Here is a 22,247-nt window from a genome sequence, read left to right as displayed (position 1 = left end):
CTAAATAAACGCGTGTTTTTTGATCGGCAGGCGAAGCTTGAACAGCATCCCACCCTCGGGATGGACTTCGGCTACCAGGCTCCCACCGTGTAGCTCACAGAGTTCCCCGCTGCATTTGTTGCAATTCGGGCTAATATTTACCGCAACAAGCAACATATCCTTAACCTCATAACGAATCAAATGGTACAATAGCGAAATCCCATCGTTTGATTTACGCTCTGCACCTTTATCCTGCCAGGGAACAGCAAGACCGCGATCACTCGAGGTAAACATGAAGAAAAACATTATCTTGGAGTCTGTCAGCCATGCCTGAATCAAATACCCGTCCGGGTATAAAACTTAAACTATGGTGTTGTTTATTGGGGATAATCCTGACCCTGGTCGGCTTATTCTTTGCCATTGCCGGCGGTAAATTAGTCTCGCTGGGGGGCAGCTGTTACTTCCTGGTTGCCGGTATCGTCACCCTGCTTGCCGCAGTGCAATTCTTCCGCCGTAAATCTTCCGCGGTGGGGCTGTTCCTGCTGGTGTTTATCGGCACGCTGATTTGGTCGGTGTACGATGCCGGTTTCGATTTCTGGCCACTGGTTTCGCGCTTAATGGTCCCTACCGGTTTGATGCTACTGGCCTTGCTTGGCTGGCCAACGCTGCGTAAATCGGAAGGCAAGGCGCCGCTGGCGAAGCTGTCCTACCTGCTCAGCGCGGTACTGGCGGTTGGCATGGTTGGCACCTTTGTGCAGATGTTCCAGCCGCACCCTACCGTTGCTTTCAGCGGAAAACCCTTGCCGTTGATCCCGGTGGATAAAGCCAAACAGCAGAAAGACTGGGACAACTACGGCAACACCCCAGGCGGCAGCCGCTTTGTAGCGTTGGATCAAATCACCCGCGACAATGTTAAAGAGCTGAAAGTCGCCTGGACCTTCCACACTGGCGATACTCCACTAAGCCCGGACGGCAACGGTGCGGAAGATCAGCAAACGCCGCTGCAAATCGGCAACCGCGTCTTCCTGTGTACGCCGCATAACAATGTCATCGCCGTCGATGCCGACAGCGGCAAAGAAATTTGGCAGCGTGAGATCAACGCAAAATCTCAGGTCTGGAACCGTTGTCGCGGCCTGGCCTATTTTGATGTCACCAAGCCACTACCGGCACCGACGGTACCGGGTTCAACGCCGGCCATACCTGCTACTTTGGCGGCCGGTGACAGTTGCCAGCGCCGTATTCTGATGAACACCATCGACGCGCGCCTGGTGGCGATCAACGCCGATAACGGCGAGTTCTGTCAGAACTTTGGCAACCAGGGTGTGGTCGATCTTAAGGCCGGTTTGGGTGATGCTGCAGATCCCAAATACCAACTGACCTCGGCCCCTACACTGGCCGGCACCACCATCGTGGTCGGCGGCCGCGTGGCCGATAACGTGCAAACCGATATGCCCGGTGGCGTACTGCGTGGTTTTGACGTGATCACCGGCGAAATGCGCTGGGCGTTCGACCCGGGTAATCAAGATCCGAATTCGGCATTGAAACCGGGCCAGACCTTCGTGCGCAGTACGCCGAACTCCTGGGCGCCAATGTCCTATGACCCGGCAATGAACACCGTGTTCCTGCCCATGGGCAGCTCTTCGGTTGACCTGTGGGGCGCTAACCGCAACGCACTGGATCACAAATACGGCGCCTCTATCCTGGCGCTGGATGCCACCACCGGTAAAGAAAAATGGGTTTATCAAACCGTTCATAACGACCTGTGGGACTTCGATCTGCCCATGCAGCCAAGCCTGATCGATTTCCCAATGAAGGATGGCACCAGCAAACCGGCGCTGGTGATTGGTGCCAAAACCGGGCAGCTCTTCGTGCTGGATCGCCATACCGGTAAACCTTTGACCGAAGTTAAAGAGCTGCCGGTGAAAACCCGCTCCATCCCAGGCGAGCAATATTCGGCCACTCAACCCTTCTCTGTCGGCATGCCGCAGATCGGCAATCAAAAACTCACCGAATCCGACATGTGGGGGGCAACGCCGTTCGATCAACTGATGTGCCGCATCAGCTTTAAATCGATGCGTTATGACGGGCTGTTCACCGCTCCAGACACGGATATCTCGCTCAGCTTCCCCGGCTCGCTGGGTGGCATGAACTGGGGCGGCCTGTCGACCGATCCAAACAACCACTATATCTTTGCCAATGATATGCGTCTGGGCCTGTGGGTACAGATGATCCCGCAGAAAACCGATGCCAATGCACCGGCCAGCAACGGCGGTGAGTCGGTCAACGCCGGGATGGGTGCCGTACCGCTGAAAGGTACCCCTTACGGCGTGAACAAGAACCGCTTTATGTCACCGCTGGGCATTCCATGCCAGAAACCGCCTTTCGGCACCCTGTCCGCTATCGATCTGAAAACGCAGAAAGTGGTGTGGCAAGTCCCTGCCGGTACGGTGCAGGATACCGGGCCATTCGGCATCAAAATGCGCGCACCTATGCCGGTGGGCATGCCAACGCTGGGCGGGACGCTGGCGACTCAGGGCGGCCTGGTGTTCATTGCCGGCACTCAGGATTACTACCTGCGAGCATTTGACTCTTCCACCGGTGAAGAAGTCTGGAAAGCACGCTTGCCTGTTGGCAGCGGCGGCACGCCAATGAGCTATATTTCACCGGTCACCGGCAAACAGTACGTAGTGATCTCCGCCGGTGGCGCGCGTCAGTCGCCAGACCGTGGTGACTACGTGATTGCCTATGCGCTTGATAAATAAATTTTCCCATAAGCTATAATTAACCAGCCCCCGCTTAATCACGGGGGCTTTTTTATATCTGTCGGCATAACGGTTTAATGATATTTAACAGTGAGAACCGCCGGAGAAAACCGGATGAGTTAAAAAACATCAATACAAGAGTATTCTTAATGTGTTACCCGGGATTATATCTCATTCTCTCTGGTGTTTTTTATTGCGCAGGCCAGGTTATATAATGATTGCCGCTGGCAAAATATTTTTTGGCATGAATGTCCGGCGGTTTTCAGAGGAAATGACAAATGAGTGTTTTACCCGAGTGCAATGATGGCAACCATCCTTTTGATATAGCTAATGAAATATTTGACGGTTTGCCGAATCTCATTGGCGTAGGTAATAGCCTCGGGGGACATTTCAATAAATTGTGGTGTGAGTATTCCGGCCTGTCTTCATATGATAACCGGAATACCGGCTGGTTGAAGGCCTTGCACCCGGATGACTATGCCCTGGTTGATTCGTTGTGTCAGCAAGCAATGACCACCGCAACTTCTTTCGTTAAACAAGCCCGTCTGCGCCATTGCAGCGGTGAGTATCATTGGTTTCTGCTGTCGTTCGGTGTAAAAAAAGCCCCGAATACCGCGCATAACCATTGGTTTCTCAGCTGTACCGATATCCATCATCAAATGCTGGAAAAACAAATCATTGCCGAAAAACTGGCGGCGCAGAAAAATATGCTTGATGCCAGTGTCGACTGTATCAAAGTGATTAATAATGATGGTTCATTGCTGCATATGAACAAAGCGGGCAGCATCGCTTTGGGTGTAGATGAGAACCAGCAACAGTTTGGCATGCCCTGGTTGGGTCTGCTGCAGCCAGAAGTTCGCCAGCGTGGCCAAAAAGCGCTCCGCAAGGTGCTGAGCGGGAAAAATGCCAGATTCGCCGGCCTTAGCGCCACCCCGGATGGCAGACTGCAGCATTGGGATAATATCCTTAGCCCGGTGTTCGACAAGGACGCCCGGATACAAAATATATTGTGCGTTTCGCGCGATGTCAGCTCTCAACGGATAGCGGAAAAACGCTTACTGATCGCCAGTGAATATGACGAACTGACCGGTTTGCCCAACCGGCGATTATTCAAGAAAAGATTAAAACAGGAAATGAAACGCTCGCGGGCCAATAATAAATCGCTTGGGCTGATTTTGCTGGATCTCGATCACTTTAAGTTGGTCAACGACACCCTGGGGCACGATGCCGGCGATCATCTGTTGCGTGTATTGGCCCGGCGGCTCAAGGCCGATTTGAACGCTAACTCATTTGTTTCCCGATTGGGTGGCGATGAGTTTGCGGTAGTGATCAGCGACGTCGAAAACGAACAGGATATCTTCAAAATCGCCAATAACTTTCTGCTGCAGCTTGAAACGCCAATTACCCATGGCGGTAAAGCACTTCATTGCGGCATGAGCATTGGTGGAGCCCTCTACCCGCAGGATGCCCGTGATGCGTCAGAATTGATGAAATGTGCCGATACCGCTCTGTACGAGCTTAAGGACGGCGGCCGTGGCGGCGTTTATATGTTTAATCCGCAGATGATGGATAAGGCCAGGGAACGTGCGACACAGCTTAATCACGCACGTCAAATTGTGCGTAACAACCAGATCCGCCCCAGCTATCAGCCCAAGGTCAATCTGGCAACCGGTGCCATTGTCGGCTTTGAGGCCCTGCTGCGCTGGTATTGCCCGCAAAATGGCATCCAGACGCCGGATAGCGTCTGCGAAGCGTTTAACGATTACGAACTGGCAACCAAAATCGGCGAAACCATGCAGATGAAAGTGTTTGCCGATATCTCGGCCTGGCTTGCTTCTGGTGCCGAAGTTTTGCCAGTGTCGCTGAACGCTTCCCCTATCGAATTTTTACGTGATAGCTACGCCGAAACATTCCTTCAGCGCTTGCAGATGTTTAATATCCCTCACCATCTGATTGAGCTGGAAGTGACCGAACATGCCTTTAATAAGCATGGCTCGAAATATGTGCTGCGGGCTTTGCAAATGCTCAAGGAAATGGGGATACGGATTGCGCTTGATGATTTTGGCACCGGGCACTCTTCCTTTACCCACCTGATGAACTACCCACTGGACTGCATAAAACTGGATCGCGACTTTATCCGCCGTATGAATAACGAGACGGCTATTCTAGGCATTGTGGAAAGCATGGGCATTTTGGGACAAAAATTATCCATCGATATCATTGCCGAAGGGATTGAAACCGAACAGCAGCGGCAAACGCTGTGCAACTCCGGCTATCATTTGGGCCAGGGTTTTCTGTTTAGCCAGGCCGTTGAGGCACCCCGTGCGCTCAGTATGTTGTTAAAGAGACCCGCCCCCAAAATAACCGCTTGACCTTCCCGTGGTGGGAAGCTTTAAGCTCTCCACCAACAGACACTATAAGGGACAGTTCAATGACTTCCGTTTCTCTCAAACCCGACTCCACCCCGGCGATGGCCCCGGTCGCCCGACTGAGCCTGCCGGTCGAAGGCATGACCTGCGCCTCTTGTGTAGGCCGTGTCGAACGTGCGCTGAAGGCGGTACCCGGCGTGGATAGCGCTTCGGTCAATCTGGCCACCGAACGCGCCGATCTCACCTTCAGCGGCACGGCTGACCCGCAGGCAGCAGTCCATGCCATTGAGAACGCCGGATATAGCGTGCGTGAGGAAACTACCGAGCTGGCGATAGAGGAAATGACCTGCGCGTCCTGCGTCGGCCGGGTAGAAAAGGCACTGAACCAAATACCCGGCGTGCTCGAGGCCAATGTCAATCTGGCGACCGAGCGTGCGTGGGTGCGTCATCTTGCCGGTGTCGTCTCTATAACAGACCTTGAGGCCGCGGTTGAAAAAGCAGGCTACCGACCACGACGCCTGTCCACCGCCACCGTCAGCACAGAGGATCAGGATACCGAGCGACGTGAGCATGAGGCCCGGGGATTACGGCGCTCGTTGCTGATTGCCGCCATCCTCACCCTGCCGGTGTTTATTCTCGAAATGGGGTCGCACCTGATCCCCGCCGTGCATCACTGGGTGCTGGGCGTGCTGGGTGAACAAACCAGCTGGTATCTGCAATTTGTTCTCACCACCCTGGTGCTGTTTGGGCCGGGGCTGCGTTTCTTCCGCAAAGGGATCCCGGCGCTATTGCGCGGCGCTCCCGACATGAACTCGCTGGTGTCGGTCGGCACGGTGGCGGCGTATGGCTATTCGGTGGTGACGACTTTCATTCCCGAGGTGCTGCCGCAGGGTACCGCCAACGTCTATTACGAAGCCGCTGCGGTCATCGTCACCCTGATCCTGCTTGGCCGGACTTTAGAGGCTCGCGCCAAGGGGCGTACCTCACAGGCCATCAAGCGGCTGGTCGGCCTGCAGGCCAAGACTGCACGCGTCGAGCGCAATGGCGAAACCGTCGAAATCCCGCTCGATCAGGTGGCCCCCGGTGACATCGTGCTGGTTCGTCCAGGCGAAAAAGTGCCGGTTGACGGCGAAGTCGTCGAAGGAACCTCTTACGTAGACGAAAGCATGATCACCGGCGAGCCGGTGCCAGTACAAAAAGGCGTGGGTGCCGCTGTTGTCGGTGGCACCATCAACAAAACCGGGGCTTTCAGTTTCCGCGTCACCAAAATCGGTGCCAATACGGTGCTTGCGCAGATCATTCGTCTGGTCGAGGAAGCTCAGGGCTCCAAACTGCCGATCCAGGCGCTGGTCGACAAGGTCACCATGTGGTTCGTGCCGGCAGTGATGGCCGCCGCCGCGCTGACTTTCCTGGTTTGGCTGGTATTCGGCCCGTCCCCGGCACTGACTTTTGCGCTGATTAATGCGGTGGCGGTGCTGATTATCGCCTGCCCTTGTGCCATGGGGCTGGCTACGCCAACCTCAATTATGGTCGGAACCGGCCGCGCCGCCGAGCTTGGCGTGTTGTTCCGAAAGGGCGAGGCCTTACAGGCGCTGCGTGATGTCAGCGTGATTGCGCTCGACAAGACGGGCACCCTGACCAAAGGTCGCCCTGAACTGACTGACCTGGTGCCCGCCGAAGGCTTTGAATACGATGAGGTTCTGGCTCTGGTGGCGGCAGTGGAAACTCGCTCCGAACACCCGATCGCCGAAGCGATTGTGGCGGCGGCCAGGCAGCGGAACATGACGCTCGCCGCGATAGAAAGCTTTGATGCCACACCGGGCTTCGGCGTCTCTGCCGGCGTCGCTGGGCGCACCGTCGCCGTGGGTGCGGACCGCTTTATGACCCAGCTCGGCCTCGATGTGAGTCAATTCCAGCAGGCTGCCCAGCGCCTCGGTGAACAGGGTAAAAGCCCACTTTATGCGGCCATCGATGGCCGTCTGGCGGCGGTGATCGCGGTCGCTGACCCGATCAAGGAAAGCACCCCGGAGGCAATCAAGGCGCTGCATGCGCTTGGCCTTAAGGTGGCGATGATCACCGGTGACAACGCGGCCACCGCTGCGGCGATCGCCAAACAGCTTGGTATTGATGAAGTCGCAGCCGAGGTTCTGCCCGACGGTAAGGTTGCGGCGCTGAAGAAATTCCGCAGCGGCGGTGCCCGGGTGGCCTTTGTGGGTGATGGCATCAACGACGCACCGGCACTTGCCGAAGCCGACGTTGGCCTGGCCATCGGCACAGGAACCGATGTGGCCATTGAGGCGGCCGACGTGGTGTTGATGTCGGGCGACCTGCGTGGCGTACCTAATGCCATCGCCCTCAGCCAGGCGACGATCCGCAACATCAAGCAGAACCTGTTCTGGGCCTTCGCTTACAACGCGGTGCTGATCCCGGTCGCGGCCGGCGCGCTCTACCCGCTGAACGGCACATTGCTTTCACCGATCTTCGCCGCGGCGGCGATGGCGCTCTCCAGCGTCTTTGTGCTCGGCAACGCGCTGCGGCTCAAAGGCTTCCAGGCGCCCATGAAGGTCGAAGCCAAACAGCGCTGATTGTTCGCGGTCGGCGGGTCCCGTTCCCGCCTGCCGCGCAACCACCCCATTTTTAAAATTAGTTAGCCAATTTTGTTCGTTCACAGATTTAGCGGCATAAAGGATAGTGAGTTGACCGCCTCAACCACATAATAATGCAGGTAATAATAATGATGTATAGCGCAAAACTCACCGCAGCGGCGGCACTCCTGAGCCTTTCCGCCCTGGCCCATGCCGCGCCGGGCATTGACCTGGTTGCCAACGAAACACCGATCAATACGCAAAAAAGCCCTGAAGCGGCCGCCAAAATCCCGGCCGGATTCAAATTTGTCGAACCGGGCACATTGACCGTAGCCGTGTCGATACTGGGCAGCGGCCCGCCGTTTGGGCTGTACGCCCGTGACAATAAAACGGTGATCGGCAGTGAGTCGGATATTGCCCGCTTGGTGGCCGATGGCCTGGGGCTGAAACTCAAGCTGGTACCCACCTCGTGGGAAGACTGGCCGCTGGGCGTCACTTCCGGCAAATACGACGCGGCGATTTATAACATTACCGTGACCCGAGAGCGTAAGACCAAGTTCGACTTCGCCACTTATCGCCAGGATACGCTGGGGTTCTACGTTAAGACCGGCAGTAAAATCACCTCGATAAAATCGGCACCGGATATCGCCGGCAAGAAGATTATCGTCGATTCCGGCACCAATCAGGAGGCGGTGTTGCTGGCCTGGGACAAAGAAAATCAGGCCAAGGGGCTACCCGCCCTTCAGCCGATCTACGTGACCGACAAGGCGGCCGCCACGCTGGCGATTCAGTCCGGCCGGGCTGACGCAACCTTTGGGCCGAACGTCGCCGGTGCATACCAGGCAAAATTGAACGGTAAAACCACGTTGGTCGGTATCGTGCCGGGCGGCTGGCCACGCAGCGCCAACATTGCCGTCACGGTGAAAAAAGGCAATGGCCTGGTGGATGCGGTGCAGGCTTCGCTTAATAGCGCTATCGCCAACGGTAGCTACCTGAAAGTGTTGGATCGTTGGGCGGAAAGCGACGAGAAAATCGAACATTCTGAAATTAATCCACAGGGGCTGGGCGACAACTAACCCTCCGGCCTTGGCCCTGAAAGGGGCCTTGTCGATTGGGCGGTCATTCTACTGCCCGCCCACGGCTTTTCTCCATCTTGCGATAAAGCGTGCTGCGTGAAACACCCAGCCGTTTCGCCGCCAGGCTGATATTGCCATTAGCGCTTCGGATAGCGTCCAGCATCTCCTGCGGTGCGGCGTGGGGATCAGCGGGCAGCGGTAAGACGCCAAACTGCTCGGGGAGTGCGTCAGGCGTAATCAGCTCGCCATCATCCGCCAGGGCCAACAGCACCTTCAACGTACTCAACAACTGCCGAACGTTACCGGGCCACGGATAGCGAGCCAGCACCGCGACGGTCTCCGGCGCCAGCCGGATACTCCGAGACTCCGCACCCAATTCACGCCACAGATTAAGGATAAAACGATCGACGTGCGCCCGTTGGCGCAGCGGTAAAATACGCAGGTTGAATTCCTGAATCCGGTACATCAAATCTTCACGGAACGCCCCCGCCGCCACCTGCTGCGCCAAATCCTGATGGGTCGCGCAAATAAGCGAAAAGTCGACGGCATAGCTGAGACGGCTGCCGAGCGGTGTGACCGTTTTTTCCTGCAGCACCCGCAGCAGCCGGGTCTGTAAACTCAATGGCATATCGCCGATTTCATCCAGAAACAGTACGCCACCGTCGGCCTCTCTGATTTTTCCGAGGTAGCCTTTCGGATTAGCGCCGGTAAAGGCACCGGGCGCATAGCCAAAAAGTTCTGATTCGATCAGGTTTTCCGGCAGCGCAGCACAGTTGATCGCCACAAAATTGCCCTGCCGCCGATGACTTTCCTCGAACAGCCGTTGGCTAAAATACTCTTTGCCACAGCCGGTTTCGCCACTGATGCACAGCGCCAGCCCGGCATTCAAAATACGTAATGCTTTTTGTCTGTCGGCACCGTCCCGATCAAAGGGCAATTCCCGAGGCCGGACGACCTGCGAATGCCGTTCCGGCATCTGCAACAGCGAATAATAGTGGCGATTATTGACCGCCAGCGTTTGGCGTGGCGCGTTCAGCGTCTGACGCTGCATTTCCGGGAACAGCGTGGCGAAGTCAAGGGTGCCAAAAGAAGCGGCGGAGAGATTAAATTCCTGCATTGCCAGCCGGTTGGCGGCGGTGAGAATCTCGTCGCGAAACACCAGTATCAGTTCATGGGCGCTGCCGAGCACCCGCGCATCGCTGTGCAGGCGTAACGTCCAGTGCTGAGACGTCACGCAGCCCATCACCCACTGGTGTTCTATGTGCCTGACAGCCTGCAGGATCAATGAACGCGCATCACCAAAAGGCCGTTGCGCGGGCGTCGAGATGTCCAGTACCCCGGCAATCAGGCCGTCTGGCCGGTAAATCGGCGCGGCTGAGCAGTAAAGCCCGGCATTTTGATTGAGAAAGTGCTCATCGCCATTAACTTCACACAAACCGCCCAATGCCAGCGCAGTGCCGATGGCATTAGTCCCACGCGCCTGTTCACCCCATAAATTGCCCGGGGCCAGCGAGATACGCGACGCCTTACGCAAAAAATGGCTATTGCCACAGGTTTCCAGCACCAGTCCCTTGGCATCGGAGACCACCACTATTGAGGGTTGCCGGTTAATTTCGCCGCCCAGGCGTTCGATCAACGGCCGCGCCAGTTGCGCCACCCAACCGTTTTGCCCACGGACTTCATTGAGCAACGCAGGCCGAACAAAAGGGACAAGATCGTCGGTCCGATCAAGGCCGTAATGCCGACTGCGCAGCCATGATTCTGACAAGGGGCCAGGGAGAGACAGGTTATCGCTATCAGAGACAAACCCGGTCTGGTCTTTCTGCAACATGCCCGACTCCCGTCAATAAAGTGTTGCATTTTTGTATCACGAATGTGTCGCATGCGTTGCGACATGGGACACAAAAAATAATAGAAATGAATAATAAGCCAGGGGTTTTATTGCCATCGACAGGCATTTTTATTCTTTAATAACTTGATATTAAACATTTTGTATTTTTATAAGCCTGGCGCTGACGCAATGTGGCACAGGCAATGCTTAGGGTTACTGTGATGGTGCCACGCAGTCGGGCACAACCCTACACAGTCTGTTCCCCTGAGAGGTGTTTACATGAAATACGTTCATCCCGGTTTACCTGGTTCGCTGGTTTCTTTCAAACAACGTTATGGCAACTATATTGGCGGCAAATTTGTCGAACCCGTTTCAGGCAACTACTTCACCGATACCTCCCCAATGACCGGTCAGACTGTCGCCGAGTTTCCGCGCTCCGACGCGAAAGATATCGAACTGGCGCTGGATGCCGCCCATGCCGCAGCCGAAACCTGGGGAAAGGCCAGCGTACAGGAGCGTTCCAACGTATTGCTGGCGATCGCCGATCGTATGGAGTCAAAACTGGAGCTGCTGGCGCTGACCGAAAGCTGGGACAACGGTAAGCCGATCCGCGAAACGCTGAACGCGGATATCCCACTGGCGATTGACCATTTCCGCTACTTCGCCGGTTGCCTGCGCGCACAGGAAGGCACCGCCGCAGAGATCGACCAGAACACCGTCGCCTACCATATTTACGAGCCGCTGGGCGTGGTTGGGCAGATTATCCCCTGGAACTTCCCGCTGTTGATGGCGGCCTGGAAACTGGCTCCGGCGCTGGCTGCCGGTAACTGCGTGGTGCTCAAACCGGCCGAGCAAACGCCGCTCAGCATCTGCGTGTTGCTGGAAATGATTGGCGACCTGCTGCCACCCGGAGTACTCAATGTGGTTCAGGGCTTTGGTAAAGAAGCCGGAGAGGCACTGGCGACCAGCAAGCGCATCGATAAAATCGCCTTCACCGGCTCCACCCCGGTCGGCCGACATATCCTGGCCTGCGCGGCGGAGAATATCATCCCGAGCACCGTGGAGCTGGGCGGCAAATCACCGAATATTTTCTTTGAAGACATCATGCAGGCCGAACCGGAGTTTATCGACAAGGCGGTTGAAGGGCTGATCCTCGGCTTCTTCAACCAGGGTGAAGTCTGTACCTGCCCTTCACGCGCCCTGATCCAGGAGTCTATCTACCCGCAATTTATGGAAAAAGTGCTGGCGCGTATCACCACCATTCGCCAGGGCGACCCCTTTGATACCGACACCATGATCGGTGCGCAGGCGTCCCAGCAGCAGTTCGACAAGATCCTGTCTTATATCGAGATCGCCAAAAACGAGGGTGGCAAAATCATTGCTGGCGGCGAGCGCGCCAGTCATGAGCAGCAGTTGCAGAGCGGTTTTTATCTGCAGCCCACGCTGATCACCGGTAACAACAGCATGCGTTTCTTCCGCGAAGAGATCTTCGGGCCGGTGATTGGCGTCACCACCTTCAAAGATGAAGCCGAAGCCCTGGCATTGGCCAACGACAGCGAATTCGGGCTGGGTGCCGGCCTGTGGACCCGCGACGTTAACCGCGCTTATCGCATGGGGCGCGCCATCAAGGCCGGACGCGTTTGGACCAACTGTTATCACCTCTACCCGGCGCATGCCGCCTTCGGTGGTTATAAAAATTCCGGCGTCGGTCGCGAAACCCACAAAGTGGCGTTGTCACATTACCAGCAGGTGAAAAACCTGTTGGTCAGTTACGATGCCAAACCGCTTGGGCTGTTTTAAGCGCTTGCCGTGAACGCCAATTCCCCGTTGCCGGGGTAACGTTAGGCTATACTCCTCCCACTCTGTCTGTGACAGACCACGGTCGGCACCCGCCGGCCGTTTCTTTTCGAGGAAAATACTTTGATAAAATTACCACAGCACCGCAAACACCTCACCCGGGGTGAAGTCGGGCGTCTGCTGCTGCAAGCCGCCGCCGGCCGGGCGCCCGAGCGTGACACCTGCCTGATCTGGATGGGTTTCATTCATGGCTGTCGCGTCAGCGAACTCACCGGCTTGCGCCTCGCCGACCTCGACATGGACGACGGCTGCCTTTACATCAGCCGTCTTAAAAACGGCCTGTCCACCACCCACCCGCTGGAAACCACCGAGAAACGCCTGTTGCAGCGCTGGCTGGAAAAACGCCAATCCTGCCGCAACCTGGACGACCAGGACTGGCTGTTTCTGTCACAAAAGGGTTATCGCCTGTCGCGTCAGCGTATCTTTCGTATGTTGCGTGAGTATGGCCGTCGGGCCGGGCTGGAGGTCGAGGCGCACCCGCACATGTTGCGTCATGCCTGTGGCTATGCGCTGGCGGATAACGGCGCAGATACGCGGGTGATTCAGGATTATCTGGGGCATCGCAACATTCAACACACGGTGCTGTACACCGCCGCCAATGCCGGACGATTCAGGGACTTATGGGAGGAAAAACGCCGAAAAAATGTAACACTTTGAGCCAAACTGACACATAAACTAAGAATTACCCGAAAAGAAGTCAATACCGCCGTCGTATTTTTTTCATCCCCCGAATAAACATCACATTATCAGTAAGATATATCCCACTCCGTTTACCCGTTCCTTTCCTGATAAAAACCCGGTTTCGCTCACTGCCCTGTTTGTTTTTTACCCGCCACGCTCGATGGTTACTATTTACCCAGATATAGACTCATTAAAAACACCGTCCATGGTGTTATATCCTGAAAACACCTCTACTTAGTCTGTCTTTTAGAACAATATGTAAAAAGTAACACTTTGGCTCAAAATGTTACCTTTGCTTCAACGGGAAACCCACCGAGCCAAACCAAAAGGAACAACCTTTTCAAAGGGTTAATGGACATCCATGTGTGGAACACATATTGAAAGGAATATATCAATGAAAAAAACTCTACTTGCCACCCTTTTGGCCGCTGGTGCCGTTTTCTGCGCCTCATCCGCCTTCGCTGCCGACAGCGTAGACCTCAAGGTTATCGGAACTATTACACCGGTGGCCTGTATTCCAACCCTGAGCGGCGGCGGCACCGTTGACTACGGCACCATCAAGGCCGATACCCTGAAGGCGGACGATTACACCGTGCTGCCGCTAAAATCGCTGGATTTCTCCATTACCTGTGATGGTCGAACTAAGGTAGCACTTCAAGCAATCAATGGTCGTATAGGCTCAGGTCCAGGTGAATACAACGCTGTCACAGGGGTTTCAATCACACCTGTACCATTCCCTGGTTTTATCAAAGAGAATGATGGGGTAGTTGGCCTGGGCTTAGATGGTGGGGCCAAAATTGGCGCTTATGGGATCGCAATAAACCGCATAACCGCTGACGGCGTCGCTGTTGACGCTATTGAATGGACTAATGCGGGAAGTACTGCGTGGATAAAATCAATAGCGGGGGAGATATATAACACCGCACCAGGACGCCAATTCTCTTGGGCAGCCGCCGGCACTTTGATACCAGTAACATTCAAGAACATGGCAGCCAAGCTAGATGTCCAGGCCTACATCAACAAGACCTCAGAACTGGATATCACCAAACCGATCAAACTGGACGGCCTGACCACCCTTGAACTGATCTATCTGTAACCCGGCCTGAAGCCCCGTCATTGACGGGGCCTACCCAACCACAGCCCTACCGGTCAGGCCGAGGGTTACCTGACCGGTCCAAGAAAGAGTCCATTTATGCCACACATTCCTTTTGTGCGTTATGGGGCGCTGGCCCTGTGCCTGTTTTCTGCCCTGGCTCAGGCCAGCGGCGTGGTGCCGGACAGCTCGGTGGTGATTGTCGAAGCCGCCGACGGCGAAGGCACCATCAATGTCCAAAACACCGATCCCTACCCGGTGCTGCTGCTGACCACCCTGGTGCCCCTGCCTCAGGACAAGGCGCCGTTACTGACCGTCACCCCACCGGCCGCCCGGGTTGAACCCGGCAAGAGCCAGAGCGTGCGCTTCTTGCTGACCGACAAAACGCCGTTAAGCACCGAGCGCCTGATGCGGGTGATCTTCGAAGGGGTACCGCCCCAGCAAAAAGATAAAAGTGAAGTCCGCATGACGGTGCGCCAAAACCTGCCGCTGATTATTCGCCCGGCCGGTCTGGCGCGCGATCTCGCCCCCTGGAAACGGCTGGTCTGGCAGCGCACCGGCAACACCCTGAAAGTGAGCAATCCCTCGCCCTATGTGGTGCGCCTGGGAGAAGGGGTTCAGACCCTGCCGGGCAACGGCGTCTGGACACTGCCGCACAGCTATGTCCTGCCGGGGCAGGCGCTCACCCTGACCCAAAACGGGACTAAACCGCTGGGTACGGAGACGCAGGTGCGCATTGCCCCGGCCACCACCTGGGGGTTCAGCGTCGCCCATTATGATGCGCCCCTGACACCATTGCCGTGAGGGGAATAACCGTGAGGAGTCTATTCTGCTTTCCCCCCACTCGCCCGCTACGTTGGCAGGCGATGGCGATAAAAGTGGCCCTGGCACCTCTGTTCCTGGTGTCGCCGGCCAACGCAGAGGGTTCCCCTTCTCGGCCGGAAGAAACCCTGTTTGACCCGGTCATGCTGCAGTCCCGGGGAATCGACCGCGTCGTGGCGGACAGTTTCCGCCACGGGCCGCGCTTTTTACCCGGCGAAAATGCGCTGATGCTGAACGTTAACGGACGCGGCCGGGGGCGCATCACCGCGCGCTTTAACGAGCAGGGGCAACTTTGTGCCGACGCCGCCTTCCAAAAACAGGCCGGTCTGGAGACGCCGCCGGGCTTTACCGGCCGGGAAGCCTGTTTTGACCTGCGCAGCGCCTGGCCACAAACCGAACTGCATCTGGACCCCGCTGAACGTCGGGCAGATCTGGTGGTGCCCGCACAGGCGGTTTCCGCCCCTGGTTCGGCCGAGGGCAATTGGCAGCACGGCGGCATCGCGGGCCTGTTCAACTACGATGCGCAATACATGGACAGCGCCGGGAATAGCGGTGGGGTCAGTTTTGTCCAACTGGACAGTGAGGCCGGGTTCAACGCCGGGGACTGGATCGTGCGTAGCCGCCAGACCCTCTCGCGCTTTGATGGCGAAGATAGCCTGCAACATCAGGCTGCCTATGCCCAGCGCAGCTTTGCCGGTATTAAGAAGGTGTTTCAGACCGGGCAAATTAGCCTGGGCAACTCGCTGTTCGGTACCGGGCAGGTGATTGGTGCCCAGCTGTTTCCGGAAACCGCCCTGACCGGCAATTCGGGCGGAGCCGGTCTGGTGGAAGGGATTGCCGACACTCAGTCGGTGGTGGAAGTCCGCCAGTCCGGCGTGCTGCTTTACAGCACCACCGTCCCCGCCGGGCCATTCCGCCTGCAAGGGTTCTCGCTGCTCAATACCCGTAGCGATCTGGCGGTCAGCCTGAGCGGCAGCAACGGCGAAAAACGCCAGTTTACCGTCCCGGCCAGCGCACTGCTGCTCAACGGCAACAGCGTCGCACCCGGTCTGTCCGTCGGCGTGGGCAAGATGGATCAACAGGGCAGCAGCGAAGCGCCCTGGCTGGGCACCCTTGCCAGCGGCTGGGCACTGACGCCGCGCACCACGCTTAACACCGGCCTGCTGGTTTCGGTGCCGTACCGGGCGGTGGCAGCAGCAGTGGACAACCAGCTTCCCGGCGCGGGTCAACTCTCATTGCAGAGCACCGTGGCGCAGGATGAGCGCCATAACAACACCGGTACGCTGGTTTCGGTTTCGCTCGGTTATCCGCTGACGGAACGGCTGGGGGTCAGCCTCAACAGCCGTCAACAGACCCGTCAATACCGGGAATTGAGCGATGCCTTGCAGCGGGACACTCAAGATAGTCAGGGTCGTTCCCGCAGCCAGTACGGTGCGGGTATCAGTTGGGGAATGCCGTCAGTCGGTAATTTCGCCCTCTCCTGGGCGCAGGGCACCACCTTTGGCGGCGACGACACCCGCTACTTGCGCGCCGGCTGGAGCGCTCAGATTGCTCAGGCCTATGTCGGACTAAGCCTGGAACGCAATACCGGTAGCGGCGACAACGGCAATGAGGATCGCGCCTACCTGACCGTCAGTATCCCGTTCGGCGCACGCAGCCTCAGCAGTTATATCAATACGGCCCGTCACAACAGCCGTGCCGGGGTGCGCTACAGCGACCGCAGCAGCCAGGACCGGGGCTGGAGCTTATCTACCGAACATGATACCGGCAGCAGCCGAACCAGCGGTACCGGCACCCTGGACTGGGTCACGCCGGTCAGCCAGCTCAGCGGCAGCCTGACCCGTGACTCGAACGACTACACCAGTTGGAATGTCCGGGCATCCGGCGGCGTGGTGGCACACGGCGGCGGGGTCACGCTCACGCCGTACTCCGTCGGGGACACTTTTGCCATTGCCCGGGTCGGTCAGGAAGGCGGGATCCGGCTGGAAACACCGGCAGGCCCGACCTGGACCGATGCCCGGGGTTACGCGGTATTGCCGTCGTTGAGTGGCTATCACCGCTCAACCGTTCAGGTCGACACGCGCAGCCTGCCGAAAAATGTGGATATCAGCAACGCCTGGCTGGAGACGGAACTGGCGCGCGGCGCGGTGGGACGGATGGATTTTGACGTGGTGCGTACCCGCCGGGTCCTGGTCAACGTTCAGGATGCCCAGGGCGCTCCATTGCCCCACGGCGCGGCCGTTTTCAATACCGAGGGGCAATTTGTCACCGTGGTCGGTTCGGCCGGGGCGGTATTCCTGCCGGACGCGGCACCGGGAATGCAACTGGAGGTGCAGAATGCCGGACGGCCACTGTGTTCGCTGACGCTCTCTCTGCCGGAACAGGCTGACAGCAGCGGTTTATATGAAACCAGCGCGGCAGTTTGCCGCTGAACAAGGAGTGTGAAATGAAAAGATTCATGGCGCTGGCGGGGCTGCTGGCCAGCCTGACGGCGCAAAGTGCCGAGCTGGAACCTGCGCAACTCATCCCGCATCCAGCGGAAAGCCGCTGCAGCGTATCGGCCAGCACCGACCAGATTGATTATGGCCGGCAGACCCGCTGGCAACTGCGGACTACGCCGGGTACGGCGTTGTTATCACCCGGGGAGCGCCCGGTAACCATCAGGGTAGCCTGCCCGTACCGCCAGACGCTACGCCTGAAGTTACAAGGGGAAACTGGCCCGAATGGTCGGCTGCGCTACGGTGATCGCGGTTATCTCCAGGTCCGGCTGGATAGCGCGCAAATAGACGGTCATCCGGCAAATTTAACGCTGAGTCCTGCAGGAGAAGCGGAAACCACCGTGACGCTGCCCGCCATGATGCCAACCAATGCGGTGCTGACCGCCGGGGAGCCGGGGCGGGCTGAGATCGGCCGCAGCTTAAGCCTGCAAATATCGCTCACCCCTCTGCTGACCGAACAAGATAGCCGGGTCAGCGCTCAGACCGACAGCCGGGGTGCATTGTCGTTTGTACTGCTGGATTAATCACCCTCGCCCACCGGGCAAGGACAGTTCGCCGGAAAGGCGTTTAATCGGACAGGAGAGTCCCATGATGACCATATTGTTGCCCCCGCATCTGGCAGAGAAATTAACGCCGAACGAGCGTATGGTGCTGCAGGCCCTGCTCAACGGGCAGGACCTGACTACCATTGCCCAACGGCGTAACCGCAATATCCGCACCGTCAGCAACCACAAACAACGGGCGATGGAAAAACTGGGCCTGAACAACAACGCCATGCTGTACGCGCTGGCCGCCCTGCTGAGTCCGCCCTTGCCGCAGGCCTCCCCTCAGCAAATGCAGTCGCTCTCACCGCGGGAGCATCGGGTGCTGGCGGGCCTGCTGCAGGGTAAAACGGTGGGCGCGATTGCCCGCGAGCAGCATAAAAGCATCAAAACCATCAGCCTGCAAAAGCAGCGGCTGATGGAGAAACTGAGGTTATGCAGTGCGGTAGACTTGTTCAGGTCAACGCCCGGACAGGCGCAGACGCTGTTGGCCAACTGGGGGCAGGTTTTTAAGACGTCGGCGGGTTAACCCGATATTCCCTCTTCATTGGAAGAGGGAATAAGTCACCTCAACAGAGCAGGATTAAGAGGCGGAAAGATCGATAACCATACGGCCACGAATGGTGCCGGATTTCATCTCTTCAAAGATGGCGTTGATGTCACCCAGCGGCCTTTTGGTGACTTTCGGCGTCACTTTGCCTTCGGCGGCAAACTGGAAGGCTTCTTTCAGATCTTCCCGGGTCCCGACCAGCGACCCCACCACCTGGATCCCGTCCAGTACCAAACGCGGAATGCTCAGGTCCATACTTTCTGGCGGCAGGCCCACGGCCACGACCTTGCCCCCGGCACGCACGGCATTCACCGCAGAGTTAAAGGCCGAACGCGCCACGGCGGTAACCACGGCGGCATGTGCGCCACCGACTTTTTGCTGAATAATTTCTTCGGCGTTTTCAGTTTTAGAGTTGATAACCAGATCCGCCCCAATTTCTTTGGCGAAATCCAACTGGCCCTGATTAACGTCAATGGCGATCACTTTGGCATTGAACACGTTCTTGGCGTACTGCAACGCCAGATTGCCCAATCCGCCCAGGCCATAAATCGCGATCCATTGCCCCGGTTTGATGTCGGAAATTTTAACCGCCTTATAGGTGGTGACCCCGGCGCAGGTGATGCTGCTGGCAGCAAACGAGTCCAGGCCGTCAGGCACCTTGACCGCATAGTCCGCCACCACGATGCACTCTTCCGCCATGCCGCCGTCCACGCTGAAACCGGCATTTTTAACCGAACGGCACAGGGTTTCGTTACCGTTGACGCAATATTCGCAATGGCCACAGCCCTGATAGAACCAGGCGACGCTGGCACGGTCCCCGACTTTTAACGAGGTTACGCCCTCGCCGACGGCAGTGACCACCCCGACCCCTTCATGACCCAGGGTGATACCGGGGACTTCGCCAAAATCGCCGTTTTTGACGTGAAGATCGGTGTGACAGACCCCACAACACTCCATCTTGAGTGCCGCTTCGCCATATTTCAGTGGGCGAAGCTGCTTTTCCTGAATATCTACACTGTGGTTTTTAGTGACTACGGCAGCTTTCATAGGATGTCTCTCCTCAGGTGAGTTGAAGTACAGCTGTTAATGTAGTTACTGTACCCCCTGAGGGCAAGAAGTCTGGCGTTTACTTTAAAAACAGAAAGTTAATAATTATTTCTTGCGAAATAGTTAAACAAAATTCTTCAGCCGAAATAATGATTAACGCTTGGTTTTAGTGATTTTTGTTGCCTTGGCGGGGTTGCCGGCAACAAATTCCAGGGTGGGCGAGTAGTAAAACGGCAACCAGGCGTGGTAACTGCTCTCCCACTCCCACTTGACCGGGCAAGGCCACAGAATATCTTCGTGCAGAATATAGTAGACCCATCGTCCGTGCGGGCGGCGTGGTTTGGCTGTGCGCATAGACCCTGACTTCTTTGGCACGGGTAGCCGTTGTTCCATATGAAATTCTCTTTGTCATCAGGGGCTACGGAGTGGCAAAGGTCAAATTTAACATGGACGGCGGTCGGCAAGCCATCTTTCCCGTAGGGACATTCGTCAGGTACGACACACAACTGTCATTAATTATTCATACCTGATAAATACACGCCAGCCAGGGTGTACAGAACACGCCAGTTTTGAAGTAAAAGAAGGTGATTTTATAGTGCTGCTATGGGGTAATTCAGACCGCTGGGGTATCGCGATCCTTCGTTTATCACCCCGCTTCCCTTAACGCCTCCTGCCGTAGGATCGATTGTATATAAGCATTTCTATTTTTTAACGAGGTAAAGTCACCTCGGTCAATGATACGGCCGTTGTCCATGACGATGATTTCATCCGAGAAGTTAAAGGTGGAGCTTCGATGACTTATGTTAAGTACCACTGCATCTGGATAATGCAACCTAATGTTTTTTATCACCCCCCTCTCATTGATGACATCAAGAGCTGATGTCACTTCATCAAGAATAATGACGCAGGGGTTGCGAAGAAATAAGCGCGCCAGAGACAACCGTTGACGCTGGCCGCCAGAAAGCGTCATACCATTATCTCCGATTTTCATATCCAGTAAATCTTGAGTATTGTCGACGGCCAGATCATCAAGCCTGGCTAATTTAATAGCCATGACCAATTGCTCATCCGTAGCTTGCGGGCAGGCAATTTTCAAGTTAAACCTTAGCGTATCCATAAAAACATAATCGTTCTGCGACAGGTGAAAAATTGCGTCAGCCCGCTGACTGGATGACAATTCGCTAATGTTTTTTTCGTTTAATAGAATGTCACCGCTTTCGGGTTTTAGCTCACCAGCCAATAGTTTAGCCAGCGTACTCTTTCCTGAACCGCTGCTGCCTGTCAATGTGATGAAATGCCCTTTGGGGATTTTCAGGTTAAAGTCATTAATCACGGGGATAGCTGTTTTTTCATAAGAAAAATGCAGACCTCTAATTTTTACGAACTCAACCGGAGTAATCAGATCGGAATCACTCTCCTGTACTGCGGTCATGTCAGACAAGTTGTCAATGAATATATAGAGTGATGCCGTGGACTTTTGTAATGCCGTATACATTGAGCCAATACTTTCCAAAGGGGATGATAGCATTAGTATATAAGAAGAAATCATCACAAAGTGTCCAATACTTATATCTCCACGGCTAACCTGATACAATGAATAGAGAAATGATACACCAAAGAATATAATATTGCACACTGATTCAACCATTAAAAACCGCATGTCGGCCTTTAGTAAACTCTCATGTTTTCGTTCAATCTTATTAAGGAGATTCTCATATCGGGAAAACAGATAGTCATAGGAATTACATACCTTTGCGGCCCTCATATTCTTAACGCTATCTGTGATTAAACTGTATTTCTTTACCGACGTGTTGTAAAAGTCATTATATAAACCAACTATCCCAGGGTTAAATATACTTTTAATAAAAAAATACAAGATGAAATATAGGGTAAAAAACACAGCGACAATATAATCACCAGATAGAACTATGAAGGTGACGCTAAAAATCAACTGTAATAACGGTGGAATAAAATTATGCGATACGTTTCTTAATAAAATGGTGAGTTCATCGATGGCCTGATTCAGTCGTTGAGTGATATCACCAGTATTCTCATTGTTTTTTATGGCTTCTTCACTATAGAAAAGACTTTTTAAATAATGATTGGTCATACTGATGACAAGGTTGTTTCTCAAAGAGGTGACCAATATGAAATTCAACGCCGAAGATAGTTTTCTGAGACTCATTATAACAATATAACTAACTGCAAGCAGGTAAACAACTGCCTGAAAGTCAGTAAGTTTAGCTTCAATTACGCCAATCATTCGCGCCATGATAACCGGCTGCAGAGAAATCAAAACGGTAGATAAAAACGAAATGGTAATAATGACAAAGAACTTGGCCTTAGCTGACGAGCCTGAAGTATTTTTAAAGTACCTTAGTATAAACCAAAAATTTCTCATCCAAGTTCCTTGTGTCACTTATTATGAAAACATAACGGGGGCCCCCGTTATGTTTTTAAACATTAAATTTTGATAAATCGTTTATAACCTAACGTCGGATCTATTTTGTCTACCTGAGTATCAGTCATGGTTGTTGTTTTAATCAGTAAAAGAT

The 22,247-nt window shown here is 55.3% G+C and carries 16 protein-coding genes; 11 read left to right on the top strand and 5 right to left on the bottom strand.

The window, feature by feature from the left end:
* Entirely contained in the window at positions 1-318 is a 318-nt protein-coding gene (locus M2406_RS06330) for a hypothetical protein (RefSeq protein WP_129939693.1), read from the bottom strand.
* On the opposite strand from M2406_RS06330, the gene M2406_RS06325 reads away from it, so the two are divergent.
* From M2406_RS06325 to M2406_RS06310, 4 genes are all read left to right on the top strand, one after another.
* Positions 306-2,741, top strand: a complete 2,436-nt coding sequence (locus M2406_RS06325) for a glucose/quinate/shikimate family membrane-bound PQQ-dependent dehydrogenase (RefSeq protein WP_259189313.1) — start codon at positions 306-308, stop codon at positions 2,739-2,741. The two genes, M2406_RS06330 and M2406_RS06325, sit on opposite strands and share 13 nt — an antisense overlap.
* Before the next feature lie 278 nt (positions 2,742-3,019).
* Positions 3,020-5,113, top strand: coding sequence for an EAL domain-containing protein (locus tag M2406_RS06320; RefSeq protein ID WP_259189312.1), 2,094 nt, complete (start codon positions 3,020-3,022; stop codon positions 5,111-5,113).
* A gap of 59 nt (positions 5,114-5,172) precedes the next feature.
* Positions 5,173-7,695, top strand: a complete 2,523-nt coding sequence (locus tag M2406_RS06315) for a heavy metal translocating P-type ATPase (RefSeq protein ID WP_259189311.1) — start codon at positions 5,173-5,175, stop codon at positions 7,693-7,695.
* A 149-nt stretch (positions 7,696-7,844) separates the two neighbouring features.
* Positions 7,845-8,771 carry an ABC transporter substrate-binding protein gene (locus M2406_RS06310; protein ID WP_259189310.1) on the top strand — a complete coding sequence of 309 codons (927 nt, stop codon included), beginning with the start codon at positions 7,845-7,847 and terminating at the stop codon, positions 8,769-8,771.
* 43 nt (positions 8,772-8,814) lie between these two features.
* On the opposite strand, the gene M2406_RS06305 is transcribed toward M2406_RS06310, so the two are convergent.
* Positions 8,815-10,602 (bottom strand): sigma-54-dependent Fis family transcriptional regulator, encoded by a 1,788-nt coding sequence (locus tag M2406_RS06305; RefSeq protein ID WP_259189309.1) that lies wholly within the window; start codon positions 10,600-10,602, stop codon positions 8,815-8,817.
* A gap of 279 nt (positions 10,603-10,881) precedes the next feature.
* On the opposite strand from M2406_RS06305, the gene M2406_RS06300 reads away from it, so the two are divergent.
* From M2406_RS06300 to M2406_RS06270, 7 genes are all read left to right on the top strand, one after another.
* A complete protein-coding gene (locus tag M2406_RS06300; RefSeq protein ID WP_012145138.1) occupies positions 10,882-12,402 on the top strand; it encodes an aldehyde dehydrogenase family protein in 1,521 nt (506 codons plus the stop codon).
* 120 nt (positions 12,403-12,522) lie between these two features.
* Positions 12,523-13,116 carry a tyrosine-type DNA invertase gene (locus tag M2406_RS06295; RefSeq protein WP_115184674.1) on the top strand — a complete coding sequence of 198 codons (594 nt, stop codon included), beginning with the start codon at positions 12,523-12,525 and terminating at the stop codon, positions 13,114-13,116.
* A gap of 418 nt (positions 13,117-13,534) precedes the next feature.
* A complete protein-coding gene (locus tag M2406_RS06290) occupies positions 13,535-14,236 on the top strand; it encodes a DUF1120 domain-containing protein (RefSeq protein WP_259189306.1) in 702 nt (233 codons plus the stop codon).
* 96 nt (positions 14,237-14,332) lie between these two features.
* Positions 14,333-15,037, top strand: coding sequence for a fimbria/pilus chaperone family protein (locus M2406_RS06285; protein WP_259189304.1), 705 nt, complete (start codon positions 14,333-14,335; stop codon positions 15,035-15,037).
* 62 nt (positions 15,038-15,099) lie between these two features.
* Positions 15,100-17,487 carry a fimbria/pilus outer membrane usher protein gene (locus tag M2406_RS06280; protein WP_405050620.1) on the top strand — a complete coding sequence of 796 codons (2,388 nt, stop codon included), beginning with the start codon at positions 15,100-15,102 and terminating at the stop codon, positions 17,485-17,487.
* Between the two features lie 14 nt (positions 17,488-17,501).
* Positions 17,502-18,077 (top strand): hypothetical protein, encoded by a 576-nt coding sequence (locus M2406_RS06275; RefSeq protein WP_012145133.1) that lies wholly within the window; start codon positions 17,502-17,504, stop codon positions 18,075-18,077.
* A 64-nt stretch (positions 18,078-18,141) separates the two neighbouring features.
* Positions 18,142-18,624 carry a LuxR C-terminal-related transcriptional regulator gene (locus tag M2406_RS06270; protein ID WP_259189297.1) on the top strand — a complete coding sequence of 161 codons (483 nt, stop codon included), beginning with the start codon at positions 18,142-18,144 and terminating at the stop codon, positions 18,622-18,624.
* A 54-nt stretch (positions 18,625-18,678) separates the two neighbouring features.
* Here the strand turns inward: M2406_RS06270 and adhP are convergent, their stop codons facing one another.
* From adhP to M2406_RS06255, 3 genes are all read right to left on the bottom strand, one after another.
* Positions 18,679-19,692, bottom strand: coding sequence for an alcohol dehydrogenase AdhP (adhP, locus tag M2406_RS06265; RefSeq protein WP_012145131.1), 1,014 nt, complete (start codon positions 19,690-19,692; stop codon positions 18,679-18,681).
* A gap of 153 nt (positions 19,693-19,845) precedes the next feature.
* On the bottom strand, positions 19,846-20,046 hold the full coding sequence (locus M2406_RS06260) for a hypothetical protein (RefSeq protein WP_017892824.1): 201 nt from the start codon (positions 20,044-20,046) through the stop codon (positions 19,846-19,848).
* A gap of 292 nt (positions 20,047-20,338) precedes the next feature.
* A complete protein-coding gene (locus M2406_RS06255) occupies positions 20,339-22,093 on the bottom strand; it encodes an ATP-binding cassette domain-containing protein (RefSeq protein WP_259189296.1) in 1,755 nt (584 codons plus the stop codon).
* Between the last annotated feature and the right edge of the window lie 154 nt (positions 22,094-22,247).

The organism is Serratia sp. BIGb0163 (assembly GCF_024809935.1).
Classification (GTDB): Bacteria; Pseudomonadota; Gammaproteobacteria; order Enterobacterales; family Enterobacteriaceae; genus Serratia; species Serratia quinivorans.
The sequence above is the reverse complement of the archived record's forward strand: the minus strand, read 5'-3'. Positions and strand labels throughout refer to the sequence as shown.

What these genes read in the sequence shown, in the direction of transcription:
- M2406_RS06325 (WP_259189313.1), top strand. Translation starts at nt 306, where the DNA reads ATGCCTGAATCAAATACCCGTCCGGGTATAAAACTTAAACTATGGTGT.
- M2406_RS06320 (WP_259189312.1), top strand. Translation starts at nt 3,020, where the DNA reads ATGAGTGTTTTACCCGAGTGCAATGATGGCAACCATCCTTTTGATATA.
- M2406_RS06315 (WP_259189311.1), top strand. Translation starts at nt 5,173, where the DNA reads ATGACTTCCGTTTCTCTCAAACCCGACTCCACCCCGGCGATGGCCCCG.
- M2406_RS06310 (WP_259189310.1), top strand. Translation starts at nt 7,845, where the DNA reads ATGATGTATAGCGCAAAACTCACCGCAGCGGCGGCACTCCTGAGCCTT.
- M2406_RS06305 (WP_259189309.1), bottom strand. Translation starts at nt 10,602, where the DNA reads ATGTTGCAGAAAGACCAGACCGGGTTTGTCTCTGATAGCGATAACCTG.
- M2406_RS06300 (WP_012145138.1), top strand. Translation starts at nt 10,882, where the DNA reads ATGAAATACGTTCATCCCGGTTTACCTGGTTCGCTGGTTTCTTTCAAA.
- M2406_RS06290 (WP_259189306.1), top strand. Translation starts at nt 13,535, where the DNA reads ATGAAAAAAACTCTACTTGCCACCCTTTTGGCCGCTGGTGCCGTTTTC.
- M2406_RS06285 (WP_259189304.1), top strand. Translation starts at nt 14,333, where the DNA reads ATGCCACACATTCCTTTTGTGCGTTATGGGGCGCTGGCCCTGTGCCTG.
- M2406_RS06280 (WP_405050620.1), top strand. Translation starts at nt 15,100, where the DNA reads ATGGCGATAAAAGTGGCCCTGGCACCTCTGTTCCTGGTGTCGCCGGCC.
- M2406_RS06275 (WP_012145133.1), top strand. Translation starts at nt 17,502, where the DNA reads ATGAAAAGATTCATGGCGCTGGCGGGGCTGCTGGCCAGCCTGACGGCG.
- M2406_RS06270 (WP_259189297.1), top strand. Translation starts at nt 18,142, where the DNA reads ATGATGACCATATTGTTGCCCCCGCATCTGGCAGAGAAATTAACGCCG.
- adhP (WP_012145131.1), bottom strand. Translation starts at nt 19,692, where the DNA reads ATGAAAGCTGCCGTAGTCACTAAAAACCACAGTGTAGATATTCAGGAA.
- M2406_RS06260 (WP_017892824.1), bottom strand. Translation starts at nt 20,046, where the DNA reads ATGCGCACAGCCAAACCACGCCGCCCGCACGGACGATGGGTCTACTAT.
- M2406_RS06255 (WP_259189296.1), bottom strand. Translation starts at nt 22,093, where the DNA reads ATGAGAAATTTTTGGTTTATACTAAGGTACTTTAAAAATACTTCAGGC.